This is a genomic window from uncultured Roseovarius sp., from assembly GCF_913054395.1.
Classification (GTDB): Bacteria; Pseudomonadota; Alphaproteobacteria; order Rhodobacterales; family Rhodobacteraceae; genus Roseovarius.
The window spans coordinates 17,920-30,683 of record NZ_CAJXIP010000014.1 but is presented as its reverse complement, the minus strand read 5'-3'; the positions used below and the strand labels follow the sequence as shown (position 1 = coordinate 30,683).

Below are 12,764 nucleotides of genomic sequence, written 5' to 3'. Positions count from 1 at the left end.
TGGAAACCTAAAAAACAATACCAACAGGAAGGAAATCAAAATGAGTTCATCTAGCTTGAGTCCAGAGCTTGAAAGCCGCCTCGAACAGGCCGAGCGCGAGGCAGCAGAGCGACCCGCAATGCGCGGTGGCGATTGGCTGTTTCTTTTGGCCAGCGGGGTCGTGTTCCCGGTACTTTTGCTGATCTGGGGGTGGATGTGATGTCTATGGAGCAAACCACCGCCACACAATCGGGCGATACCGCCGAAGAGACGAATTGGCCGTTGCTGAAATCCGAACGAACCTGGGGGCAGTTGGAGCTTGGCGTTGTGCTGCTTGTCGCGGCTGCTGCTACCTGGTGTTACATTATCGGAGAGTATGTCGGCTATTATCTGAACCTGAAGATGGGGTTCGCATCAATGACGGCCGGATCGATGATCGGCATCCTTCTGGTGACATTGGCCGTGGTCCCGTCTGCGGGCCGTTACGGTATTGATTCCATCGTCAGCGCACGGCCACAATTTGGCAGTCGTGGATGGATCATCCCGGTGTTTCTTCAGTATACGTCGATCATCGGATGGAACTGTTTGTTGCTTATCTTTTTCGGAAAAACAGCAGTTCAATTGCTGTTGACCATCGGGGTGATCGACGAATCCTTAAGCGGTACGGCGCAGGCAATTGCAACACTTCTCGCCTGTGCGGTCGTCTTTTATGTTCTCTTGAGCGGAAAGACCGGGATCGAGCGGATATCGAACGTTCTGTTTTTCTTTATCCTCGGTGTCGGCGCGTGGATGACATGGCTGTTGTTGTCCACAAAATCCGATGCCATTGCTGCGGCTGAACCGGCCTATGCATCGGGAAGCCTGCGTTGGGATTACGTTACCGGCGTTGAAATCGGCATTGTCAGCTTGTTATCCTGGTGGCCCTACATCGGTGCGATGGTGCGGGTTGCACCTAATGCCTCCAGTGCGGTCAAGCCCGCGATGTTAGGTATGGGCCTGCCAGTCCCGCTCCTGAGTGTGATCGGGCTGGCCGCGATCCTGGCGCTTGGAATTTCGGACCCATCACAATGGATGGTCGAACTCGGTGGTGTCTTCTACGGCTCGATTGCGCTGCTGTTTGTACTCGCAGCCAATCTCGGCACGGCGATCATCGGTGTCTATGCCACCGCCGTCGGATTGCGCTCGGTGCCGTCATTCGAGCGGCTGCCATGGACTGCAACGTTGTTGCTGGGTCTGGTTCCGGTTGCGATTATCACGGTCATCCTGCCGGATTTGTTCTTCAGCAATTTCGGGACGTTCCTGGCTTTCATCGGTGTTTTCTTTGCGCCCCTCTGTGGAATTCAGATCGTGGACTTTCTCATTCTGAGAAACCAGAGGCTTAATCTGCGTGCGCTCTATGACAATTCCGATAGCGCGGCCTACTATTATTGGGCCGGTTTCAACCCCGCGGGCCTTCTTGGCATGGCAGCCGGGTTTGTCACCTATGTCTATCTGCTGGATCCGATCACCTATGCGTCGCGCGCTCCCTATGATTTCATGACCGCGTCGTTACCTGCGGCCGTGATCGGGGGCTTGGTCTTCTGGATCGTGACCATTGCCGTGCGTGGTGCAGGGCGCGGCGGCTACGATTAACGACAGGGCCGGAACAGACGTACCATCAGGGTCGAGAGCGGCGAATTTTTCGTCGCTCTCGCTTTTTGAAATCGGTTAAAGCACTGGATCCTTGCAAACCGCAAAGGCCGCCTTGAATGGAAGCGAAACGATCCGCCCAATCAATCGCGGCAACATCCCTATCAAAGCGCGACGATGTGGTTGTCCCAGGCGCAATCGACCCGGGCGAGCGGTGTCGGCCCTGTCGCGTCGATCGCGATCAACCCGCCCAGCCCGTCGCTTGCGAGATATCCACCCCGCATCGGTGCAAGCCCACAGATATCCGCCCGTGACACGGCGCCCAGAAAAGCGCCTTCGGTCGAAAAACGGTGCAACCGCCCGCCGCGCGGCGAGGTGATGGCAATCTGGGTGCCGTCGCCGCTGAAGGCGATGCTGCCGGCATAGCCCTGCATCGCGAGTTCATCGCCGAGAGGAGCCTCGGCGAGACGGGGCGGGTTTCCCCGGCGGTGAAGCCCAAGCAGCGGTGTTGCGGCACCGTCTTGCCCCTCCCACTGCATCGCAAATCCGACAAAGCCATCGTGCCGGATCGCGAGATGGCGGATCGAGTTTTGCCACAGATCGCGCTCAAGTTCGACCTGATCCAATATCGAGCCCGAGATCGTCTGATAGGTCAGGTTTGGCCGCATGGTGGCCACGTTAAGCTTGGTCCGGTCGGTGGCATCGGTCGCGATCCCTCCGTTGGCGACGACCAGTGTCTCGCCGCCCGGCATCAGGCGCAGGTCATGGACGCCGAGCCCGCCGCTCGGAAATTCATCGTGGCGGGTGTAGCCTGCCGCGGTGTCCCAGACACCGATGATACCCTCGCTGGTGTCGCTGCGCTGTTCGCTGGTGAAGAGCACGGTGCCATCTGCGGAAAAGACGCCGTGGCCGTTGAACTGACGACCTTCAGGAGGGGTCAGCCGGTGCAGCACGCCGCCCCGCGCACAATCGAGGACGAGGGCGAAGGTGCCGGGCCGACGGGCGAAGGTCACCGCTTCTGCACGGGACGGATGGCCCGCCCCGGCGTGACCCCGCGCGGGGAGAGGCACACGGAATGTCGATGCGCCGCGGGTATCGAGTCCGTAGAGCGCGAAGCTGCCATCCGGATCCCGCGCGGCGGCAAGATAGGACGGATTGCCCACAGCAGCCCAGCCGAGCCGCGGTGTGGCTCCGACAGCGAGCAGAGAGGCGAGAAAGCCGCGACGGTGGATCATGGTATCAGTCTCCGTCCTGCGCATTGAAGCCGCGCGCGATCCCCAGCCGTGCGCCGATTTCGGATTGGATCGCCCCGCTCAGGGCACGCACCGTTTGTTGCAGTACCTCGACCCGCAACCGGGCCTGCGGCTCTGTTACGTCCTGAAAGCCTGGATCCTCGATCCGTGTGGCAGCTTCGCGGGTATGACCCAGTGCAGCATCGGTCTCTGGCAGGTTCCAGTCTGCGAGTGCCGTGGCAAGACCATGGGCCGCCTTGGTGGCCAGAACGGCGTTGCGCAGGCTGCGTTCGGACCGCCGGGCCTCGGCGCGGGCAGGGCGTGGGCGATCAAACGTGCCCATCGGAATGCCAAGACGCTGGTCAGCGGTGAAGTCGAGCGACGATAGAATCTGGGTGTAGATCGCCCGGACCGCCTCTTGTTCCGTCAGGTAGGTGGTATTGCTCGGGTCGCCCGCTGTGCGGAGCGTATCCGCATAGGTATGTTCCCACGCGGCGGCGAGCGCATCGGCCTGTCGGTCGAGATCGGCGGCGATGGTCGCGACGAGTCGGCAGGTATAGCTGCCTTCGGCATAGTTTGAAAACTCCGGATCAAAGGCCAGCATCTCAAGCGCGAAGAGGCCGCGCGCCGCGATCGACACCTCGACATAGCGCTCCACGTCGCCCGCGACCGGGTCCTCTTCGGCGATCAGCCGTCCGAGCGTCCGGGGCGTGAAACCGCGCGCGTCCGGCCAGAAGGCGATCGAGAGAGCGCCGGTCCCGGACGGACCGAGCCGCAGGTCGGCCACGGGCATCCACGCATCGAAGGCCTCGTGGAACGCCGGGTTCAGCGCTTCGGCGCGGCAATCCTCCCTCGTGGCCCGCGCGAGGTTCTCCGTCGCCTCTGCAAAGCGCGCGAACCCCGGCAGGATGTGCTTGTCAAGCGCCTCGTCCAAGTCGGCAGAGGCGGGTGTCGCGAGGCCGACACTCAGGAGGGCGACGGAAATCGGTCTCATAGGCTCTCCAGAAAGCGAATTAGGGCCGCGCGGTCGGTGGGCGGCATCTCGACGACGTTATCGCGCGCCGCCTTCGCCTCGCCGCCATGCCAGAGCACCGCTTCGAGAAGCGAGCGCGCACGACCGTCATGCAGGAAGTAGGTGTGGCCCGCGACCGTCTCGGTCAGCCCGATTCCCCAAAGCGGCGCCGTGCGCCATTCCCCTCCCGAGGCGCGGCCCTCGGGGCGGTTGTCGGAGAGGCCCTCGCCCATGTCATGCAGCAGCATGTCGGAATAGGGCCAGATCAGCTGAAAGCTGGCCGGGTCGTTGCCCGCCAGCCGGTGGGTGACGTAGTTGGGCCGGTGACACGAGGCACAGCCGGACCCGAAGAACACCTCGCGCCCGCGCAACACCTCCGGATCGTCCACGCCACGCCGGGCGGGAACCGCGAGCGTCTGGCTGTAGAAGGTCACGAGGTCCAGGCCGACCTGTTCCGCATCGCTGCCATCAAGCGCAGCGGTGCAATCAGTCTGAACGTCGGTGCACTCCCCCGATCCGGCGGTGTGGATCGGGTTGGAGATGCCGATATCGCCCACGAAGGCGCTTGCGGTCTGTTCCAGCACGCTCGGATTGCCAGCCTTGTGGCCGAAGCGGCCCAGCATCGGTCGATCGTGTAGGGCGGACCAGACGATTTGCGGATTGCCCGAGATGCCGTCGCCGTTGATATCCTGCGGATCGGACCAGGCGAGGATGTCCTCGGTCGGGATCGCCTCCAGCAGGCCCATCCCGATCATCTGCGGCGCCACTCGGGGACTGAGCATCGTGTCCGGATGGAGAGGGCCATAGCCCAGATCGGCGGCGGTGTAGCTGGGGCGGCGCAGCGTCGCCGTTTCGCCACCCGAGAGCGGCACCTCAACGTCCTCGTATTCGATATGCAAGCGGTATTCGGGGGCGTGCCCGGGCAGGCTGAAGTCCTGTAGTTGTGTGCCATAGGTCGGCTCGGGCGCGGTGGCGTGGGTGCCGGCTATGTAGTGTTCGATTTCCTCGCTGTCCGGCGCCGGAATGGACAGCCGCAGGAACATCGAGACGGCCGTGTCCTGCGGCCCCTCTGGCGGATGACCGCGACCGTCTTTCAGGTGGCACCGCTGGCAGGAGCGCGCATTGTAGAGCGGCCCGAGTCCGTCCGATGCGATTGTGGACGCGGGCGCGGATACCCAGATTCGGCGGAACATCCCGTTGCCGACGCGGAAATCCAGCTCCTGCTCGAAGGTGAGGTTTGCGGCCGGTTGCGAAAACGCATCCGACGTGTCGCGCGGGCGCACGGTCTGCGCCCCGCCGGAGTTTTCCTCGAAGGGCCAGGCCCCCGAGATATCCTCGGGCGGGGCGGTCACGGTTTCGACGCGCGCGCGTTCGGCCTCGGTGCGCGGGATGACATCGAGATGGATGTCGCGAAGGGTTTGTGCGGCGGTCATGCCCGCGCAGATACTGGCTATGGCGACGATCGGAATGAGCGTGCGATATGGCTTGGGCTTGGGCACGGGCATGACCTTTTAATGGTGATCCTCAGAACTCGTAAGCAAACAATGCGCCGATGGTGTGGGTCTCGTCGTCGCCCTCGTCGCCATAGCGATAGGCCAACGCCGCGCTCAGACCATCGGCGATTTCGATCTCGCCCGAGAGCGTGGCCAGGTGGTCCTGGGGCAGGGTCTCGACGTCGCGCAGCGCATAGACCGCTGACAGGGTAACGGGCCCGACGGGTGCCTCAACACCGAATGTCGCATATGTTGCGCTGTCTGCGGTGCCATCGTAGTGGTCGAAATGCGCGAATTCGGCCAGCAGCGTGACAGGCAGCGCGCCGGTTGCGAAGGCATGGCTGATACCGCCGACGATCCCGGTTTGATCCTTCGCGTCACCGACCCCGCGCGCCTGCGATTGCAGGCCGAGGTTATAGGCGGTCGCGCCAAAGGCACCCGAGAGGGAGACGGCGACGGATTCGGGCCCGCTGGTATTTGACACGCCGCCATCGCCGCGATTTGTGCGCCCGCGATTTTTGCCAAGCGACTCGCTTAGGATGCTGCGGTCCGCGTTGAAGATCGACAGGCTTAGCTCATGCTCGCCCCGACCGGCGGCAAAGGGGATCACGAGACCCGCGCCGACCCTTTCGGTGATTTCGTAATCTTCCGCAAAATCAACGCCGTATATACCCGGTGCGACGTCCCAGGCTGTGCCAAAGGCGGGGTTGAACTTGCCAAGCACGACCTGTGCTGCGCCGAAATCATGCGCGAAATAAAGCTCCTCTGCATAGAGGCCATGATCTTCGAGAAAGCTGTCCGACATCGGTGCAGTGATCTGTTCGAGAACCAATGTGCTGTTGATTGACGTGCGTGAGGTAAAGGCAAAAGAAAGCGCGCCCTCGATGGTTGCGAAGGTGTTGTTGATCTCGCCGCCGGGGGCGGAGGAGTCGACCGTGAAATCGCTTTGCAACTCGGTTGAGAATTCGGCCGAGAAAGGCGCGGTTGCATCCTGGGATTGGGCAGCAGTCGCACCGAACACCGCGCAGGCGGCAAGCGTTGCAGGTAGAGTTTTCATCACTGTTCCTTGGTTTGTTTTTTGTGACGGCTTATTGCGTCAGCGTTATGAGTTATGTGATAACATGCCTAGCTGCAAGCTGGGTATCTCGCCCGCCATTCAGGATGGCGGGCGGGGGATTTTACTGGAAGATGGCCGAGGGGTTGTCGAGGCTGTCAGAGCCCTCGATCGTCGCGCCATTCAGGTCCAGCGCGGCGATCACCCGTTCGATGGACCGGGTCTGCGCGATGAGAGCATCGACCCCGCCCATTATCAGCGCCTCGCCCGCGTCATTGCCGCGTTCGAGCATCATGTCATAGGCAAAGCCTGCTTCGGCGGCGGTCTTGATCCGGGCGAGCGCCGTCATCGTGACGTCGAGGTGCGCGCGCATCCCGGCATCGAGGTCAGGATTGGCCGCCGCAACCAGATCCGAGAGCGACGGCCCGGAGACGAGCGAGCCGTCAATCCGCACGTATTCACCGAGATAGACGTTCTGGACCCCCAGACCGTCATAGTAGTGGCTGTTGTGCGTGTTGTCCGAGAAGCAGTCATGCTCTTCTTCCGGGTCATTCAACATCAGGCCGAGGCGCATCCGCTCGCCGGCCTGCTCGCCATAAGAGAGCGAACCCATGCCCGTCAGGATCGCCGAAAGTCCGGCTTTCTCATTGGCCATGACGTTCGCACGGGCGTCCCCGCCTTCGGCCCATTGTGCGGCCATCCATTCCAGATCCGACACCAGAAGCTCTGTCGCTGCCGCAAGGTAATCGGCCCGCCGGTCGCAGTTGCCACCAGTACAGGCGTCGCCTTGCGCGTAGTTTGTCCAGGGGCGGTCGCCCGCGCCGTCACCATGCCCGTTCAGGTCTTGACCCCAGAGCAGGAATTCGATGGCGTGATAGCCGGTGGCCACGTTCGACTCGATCCCGTCGACCTCGTGCAGCGTGTCCTGCAAGAGCGCGGGCGTGATTTCGGAGGCGTCAATCTCTGCGCCCGACAGCGAGAAGGAGGGATTGGCGATCACGTTGAGCGCGGCCAGCCGGTTCTCGTCGGTCGCTCCGCCATAGGCGCCGTCGACATAGTCGATCAGCCCCTCATCAAGCGGCCACGCGTTCACCCGGCCCTCCCAGTCGTCGACGATGGAATTGCCGAACCGATAGACCTCGGTTTGCTGATAGGGCACGCGTGCCGCGATCCAGGCGGCACGGGCAGCTTGGAGTGCATCGGCGGATGGCGTGTCGATCAGGGCCGCGACGGAGACCTCCAGGGCGCGGGCTGCGGTCAGGCTGTCCTCGTATTTCGCGGCTGCAATATCGGCATAGGTGTCGAGCACATCGGTCGCCGTTTGAGCTTGCGCTCCGCCGCCAAGCGCGGCGGCAAGTGCCGTCGTGGTCAGAAAATTGCGGATCATCTGGAAGTCCCTTCGTTCGTTAAATGTTTGCTGCCCATTCAGAGCTTTGGCCTAAAAGGTCGGTCAGGCGATCAAGCATGTGCTCCATGGAGATTATCGGCCACGACGCGCCCTCGACCGCCCTCAGGAGGAGTTCGCAGCGGCACGGCGGCGGCGTTATCTGATCCACGCGTGCCAAGGACTGTCCTCCCGATTCGGCGACACTTTTCGAGTAGATGACTGAAATAGTCAGAATATGCAATGCCCGAGTCGTTTAGTCGGGTTTGACTTGCCGGTACCTGCGTGAGCAGCGCGCTCACGCGATGGCGCAAGCTACAACACCAGGAGTTTCAGCGTGATGTGGTCGACGGTGACGCCGCACCGTCTTGCTTGCGCCGGGCCATTAAGGGCCGCCGTGTGACAAGGAGTATTACCTGAGGGATGTGGCGACGGATTGTGCCCGGTCCGGTATCAGCCGATGACCTCGTCCGAGCGATCGTCGGTTTCGCCATAGCGTTTGAGCACGGCCGGGCGGGTGCCTTCATAGACCCGGTCGAGGTTTTCCACGATCCTGGCGTTCTCGCGCTCGAACAGACAGTTGCCCTCCAAGTCAGAGGCGACGATGAAGGGGCCCATGCGGTTGCAGCGGATCACCCACATCGCTTGGGCGAGGCCAAGTTCGTCCTGCCAATGCACGGCCTCGACCTTTTCGATGCCCCGGCCCAAAAGCGCCCCGGTGCCATAGCCGACGGTTGAGAGGTAGACCGCGCCGTTGGGCACGAAGTAATCCTTGTAGTCCTTGGACGACATGCCACCCTTGCCGATGATCAGTTTCGCACCGGTCTTGGCGATCCATTCCGGCAGCCATTTGGCAAAGCGGAACGAGGCGGTCGCGGTCACGGCACCCATGTCAAAGCTACCGTCCGGTCGGATCGCGGCGGCGGGCGAGCAATGGAAATTGGCCGCGCTCTGGCTTGGCAGCTCCATCGGGATATTCGCCTGTTCTTCCAGCGCGCGCATGTAGACGCCTTCGCGCGCCGTATAAAGCAGCCCGTCGAGATAGACGATATCGCCAAGGCGCAGCTCTGCGATGGCCTCGGGGGTGGGGGTCGTGCTCAGGCGGATTTCACGCGGTTTCATTGGGGGCCTCCTGGGATGTGAGCCGGTCGAGAATGGCCGCCGTATCGCGCCCGCAGGTCGGTGCCGGCGCAAGCTGGCGCGGCGCCCAGGCCGCCCGGAACGGCAGGGCGGGTGCGCGCAGGGTCTTGCCGATCTCGGGTTGTGTCATCGGGCGCCAGGCCGGGCTATCGGCCAGTTGCGGGTGGGCCATGGCCTCCGAGAGGGTCAGGATCCTGGCGGCGGGCACATTCGCCTCTGCCAGCACATCCTCCCAATCGGCGGCGGTCTTTTCAAGGAAGAGCAATTTCAAGGTGGTTTCTGCCTCGGTCGCGGGGGCGTCAAGCAAATCAGGACGCGCAAGCGCGGTGCAGAGGCGCGTCGCCTGAGCGGGGGTATTGGCGGTGATAACCAATTGGCCGTCGAGGGTGTCGAAGCGCCCGGAAAAGGGCGAGTCCGAAAAGGCGCGGTTGCCATCGAGGCCGCGCAATTGCCCGGTGGTTTCATGGTTCAGCGCATATGTGCCCATCAGCGTCGTCATCGCCTCTAGCATCGACACATGAAGCCGTTGCGGTGTGTGAGGGTGGCGCGCCCGTTCAAGCAAGGCGGCCAGAAGTGCCGAAACAAGCACCTGGCCCGCCACGTAATCGGCGATCGGCATGCCGACGCGCATCGGGCCGCTCTCATCGGTTCCGGTCATCGCCATCAGCCCGCACATGCCTTGCAGGATGTGATCATAGGCCGGACGGCCCGCCAAAGGGCCATCGGGGCCAAAGCCGGTCAGGCTTGCGTAGATGATATTCTCGCGCCGGGTCCGGAGGGTATCGTAATCGACGCCAAGCCGTTCGGTCACGCCGGGGCGAAAGTTCTCGGTGACGATATCCGCCGTGGCAGCCAGATCGAGGAATGCGGCGCGGCCTGTGTCCGACTTGAGATCGAGGACCACGGATTTCTTGCCGCTGTTCTGGCTGAGAAACGACGCACCAAGCCCCTTTGCGCGCATGGCTTCCGTGCCGCCGTGGGTGCGGACGAAATCATCGTTCCCGGGGCGCTCGATACGGATCACCTCGGCGCCCATCAGCGCCAGCTGCCCGGTGGCATAGGGCCCGGCCAGCACATGGGTGAGGTCAAGCACCCGGATGCCGGAAAGAGGGCCGGTCACGGTCATTGCGCGGCGGCCATTTCCGGCGCCCAGTCAACCGTGTCGCGACGCTGATAGTCGGTGAACCACTCGGGGTCGGTGCGGTATTCGACCCGGCCATCCGAATGCACCCGCGCCACGGCGCGACGCGACGACAGGCAGAAGGCATGCACCGACATCTGCATGCCGCCGGTGTGGCAATAGCCAACCTCGATATTGCAGTCGATCACCATGTTCTTGCCGACAAAGCCCATGGCACCCATACCGATGGAATTGCCAAGCTCTTTGAATTCATCCTCGAGCGCGGCAATTTTGGGGTCGGGGTTGCGATCGCCGACCACCCGAAGACAGGCGGCACGTTTGCCGAGCACCATGCAGGTATCCTTGCATCCGCCAAGGCCAATGCCGATGATCGCCGGCTGACAGGCAAGGCCGCGTTTGCCAAAGGCAACAAGGCTGTCGAGATAGAAGCGCTTGATGCCCTGAATGCCGTCGCTCGGGAACAGCATGCGGTAATCGGTGCCAAAGAGGCCGCCCTTGTGGACGGTGATCAGGTCGATCCATTCGCCGCCCGGCTCATAGCCGTATTCAATCTCGGGGGCGCCGATGCCGACGTTGTTGTTGTGATCGGTGCGCCAGAGCGGATGCACCCGGTTGGGGCGCAGCGGCACGCCGTTGGTGGCATTGGCGGTGGCGCGGCGCAGGGCACCTTCAAGTGCGACGGGGCCGCCTTCGATCTGTGTCTCGTTCCCCATCTTGACGTACCAGCGCGGGGTGCCGGTATCGCCGCACATGGCGCGGCGGTCTTCCTTGGCGGCCTGATAGTTTTCAAGCATCGCCTGCAACACGAAGGACGACAGATCGCCATCTTCGGTGGCAGCGGCGGATTTGAGGCCCGAGAGATAATCGTCGGGGATCTCGATCGCGGCCTTGTCCATCAGGGTTTCGGCGGTTTTCTGGATGAGGTCGATGGATATCATTGGGCAGCTACCAGTGTTTCGGGTTCGCCGTCGGGCAGGATGGTCTCGTCAGGGCGAACGATGCTGAAATCGACGGGGTCGCGGCGCACGTCAAGGCCTTCGCCCGTCTGTGTCACGACGGTGAAATAGGACGCATCAAGGTCGCCTTCATCGGGGAAATCCTCGCGGTAATGGGCGCCGCGGGAATTTTCACGCGCGAGGCCGGCCAGGGCGATCGCCTGAGATATATCACAAAGCGAGCGCAAATTCAGCCAGTCATGCCAGGTGAGGTTGAAGGCAAGGTTGTCGGCCGCGACACCGACATCCATCAGGGCATCCGAAATATCGGCGATACGGGTCTGTGCGCGCGTCAGGCCGGTTTCGGTGCGCAAGACACCGACATCTTCCCACATCGCCTCTTGCAGGGTGTGACGCAGAGGTTGGACAAGGTCGGGCTTGCGGGTGAGGGGATGCATGGCGCGGTCGATCTCGGCCTGAAGGGTGGCGGGGCAGGGATCGCGCAGGGCGCCCATCTTGCGAATATCTGCCCCCATCGTGTCACCCGCGACGCCGCCGTAAACGGTGGAATTGGCCACGCCATTGCCGCCAAGCCGGTTCGAGCCATGCGCGCCGCCCGCGTCTTCGCCAGCCACGTAAAGCCCCTCAAGGGCTGTGCGGGTGTCGGCATCGACCACCACACCACCCATGAAGTAATGCGCGGTCGGCACCACCTCGACCAGACCGGCGGCGAGATCAAAGCCGCTGTCGGCGCAGCGTTTGACCATGCCGGGAAACTTGGCGCGCACGTTGTCGGGGCCGAGATGGGCCATCGAGATGAACACGCCGCCGTTCTCAGAGGTGTTGTTCTTGCGCATCTCTGAATAGATGCCGCGGCTGACCACATCGCGCGTGGCGCGTTCGCCCTTGGGGTCATAATCGAACATGAAGCGGTTCTGCGCCCCGTTCAAAAGCTGCCCGCCTGCGCCGCGCAGCCCTTCTTCGAGCACGGTGCCGGTCATGCGGGTATGATCGCCCGCCAAAAGACCGGTGGGGTGGAATTGAACCATTTCCATGTCACGCAGCTCAAGCCCGGCGCGCAGGGCCATGGCAAGGCCATCCATCGTCTTGTCGCCCGAGGGGGTGTTGTATTTGTACATGGTCGGGCCGCCGCCCGTCGCCATCATCACCGTCTTGGCGCGCACAAGGCGAAAGCGCCCGGTCCGCATGTCGATGAACAGCACCCCGGCAAGCGCGCTTTTGTCTGCTGTCGGGATAAGGCCGATGGCGCGGTGTTCCTGAAGCTTTTCGACCGGGCGCGAGAGCACCTGTTCCATCAGGCGGCTGATGATCTCGATGCCGGTAAGGTCGCCCTTGTGTACGGTGCGATCCGCGGTCTGCCCGGCAAAGGCCTTTTGGTGCAGGCTTCCGTCCGGGTTGCGGTCAAAGAAACAGCCGACCTCGTTTTCAAGCTCGTGGATGCGCACGACCGCCTGTTCGCAGAGCTTCCAGGCCATATCCTGATTGGGAAGCCATTTGCCGCCCCGGATCGTATCCATGAAATGCCGCTCGACCGTATCACCGCCGCCAAGCGCCACGTTATAGCCGCCCTGCACCATCCGGGTGCAGCCGCATTTGCCGATCAGCCCTTTGACGGCGATGGTGATGCGGGTGCCGGGGGGGGCGGATTGCTGGGCGTGAAGGGCGGCGAAAAGCCCTGCGCCGCCGGTACCGATGATCAGGATATCGGTATCGTGGCGGTCAATCTCTGTGGGATGTGCCATGG

At 62.7% G+C, this 12,764-nt stretch carries 11 protein-coding genes; 2 read left to right on the top strand and 9 right to left on the bottom strand.

The features are described 5' to 3' along the window. Positions 1-40: 40 nt before the first annotated feature. Positions 41-199, top strand: a complete 159-nt coding sequence (locus tag QZ522_RS03545) for a hypothetical protein (RefSeq protein WP_294607556.1) — start codon at positions 41-43, stop codon at positions 197-199. Beyond that, positions 199-1,611, top strand: a complete 1,413-nt coding sequence (locus QZ522_RS03540) for a cytosine permease (protein ID WP_294607553.1) — start codon at positions 199-201, stop codon at positions 1,609-1,611. Before QZ522_RS03545 ends, QZ522_RS03540 begins: the two co-directional genes overlap by 1 nt. Positions 1,612-1,772: 161 nt before the next feature. Here QZ522_RS03540 and QZ522_RS03535 read toward each other — a convergent pair whose 3' ends face one another. The 9 genes from QZ522_RS03535 to QZ522_RS03495 all read right to left on the bottom strand — a co-directional run bounded on the left by QZ522_RS03535 (position 1,773) and on the right by QZ522_RS03495 (position 12,762). Then, complete coding sequence (locus QZ522_RS03535; protein WP_294607550.1) at positions 1,773-2,843, bottom strand: DUF1513 domain-containing protein; 1,071 nt, start codon at positions 2,841-2,843, stop codon at positions 1,773-1,775. Between the two features lie 4 nt (positions 2,844-2,847). Beyond that, a complete protein-coding gene (locus tag QZ522_RS03530; RefSeq protein WP_294607547.1) occupies positions 2,848-3,834 on the bottom strand; it encodes an imelysin family protein in 987 nt (328 codons plus the stop codon). Next, the gene (locus QZ522_RS03525) at positions 3,831-5,285 is read right to left on the bottom strand and encodes a di-heme oxidoredictase family protein (protein ID WP_294607594.1); all 1,455 of its coding nucleotides are present in this window, start codon (positions 5,283-5,285) and stop codon (positions 3,831-3,833) included. The genes QZ522_RS03530 and QZ522_RS03525 overlap by 4 nt, the downstream gene beginning before the upstream one ends. Positions 5,286-5,376: 91 nt before the next feature. Then, complete coding sequence (locus QZ522_RS03520; RefSeq protein WP_294607546.1) at positions 5,377-6,402, bottom strand: hypothetical protein; 1,026 nt, start codon at positions 6,400-6,402, stop codon at positions 5,377-5,379. Between the two features lie 121 nt (positions 6,403-6,523). Continuing rightward, positions 6,524-7,786, bottom strand: a complete 1,263-nt coding sequence (locus QZ522_RS03515) for an imelysin family protein (protein WP_294607544.1) — start codon at positions 7,784-7,786, stop codon at positions 6,524-6,526. 450 nt (positions 7,787-8,236) lie between these two features. Continuing rightward, entirely contained in the window at positions 8,237-8,905 is a 669-nt protein-coding gene (locus QZ522_RS03510) for a fumarate hydratase C-terminal domain-containing protein (protein WP_294607541.1), read from the bottom strand. Further along, positions 8,892-10,049 carry a CoA transferase gene (locus tag QZ522_RS03505; protein WP_294607538.1) on the bottom strand — a complete coding sequence of 386 codons (1,158 nt, stop codon included), beginning with the start codon at positions 10,047-10,049 and terminating at the stop codon, positions 8,892-8,894. Before QZ522_RS03505 ends, QZ522_RS03510 begins: the two co-directional genes overlap by 14 nt. Continuing rightward, a complete protein-coding gene (locus tag QZ522_RS03500) occupies positions 10,046-11,002 on the bottom strand; it encodes a fumarate hydratase (RefSeq protein ID WP_294607535.1) in 957 nt (318 codons plus the stop codon). Before QZ522_RS03500 ends, QZ522_RS03505 begins: the two co-directional genes overlap by 4 nt. After that, complete coding sequence (locus QZ522_RS03495; RefSeq protein WP_294607532.1) at positions 10,999-12,762, bottom strand: FAD-binding protein; 1,764 nt, start codon at positions 12,760-12,762, stop codon at positions 10,999-11,001. Before QZ522_RS03495 ends, QZ522_RS03500 begins: the two co-directional genes overlap by 4 nt. Between the last annotated feature and the right edge of the window lie 2 nt (positions 12,763-12,764).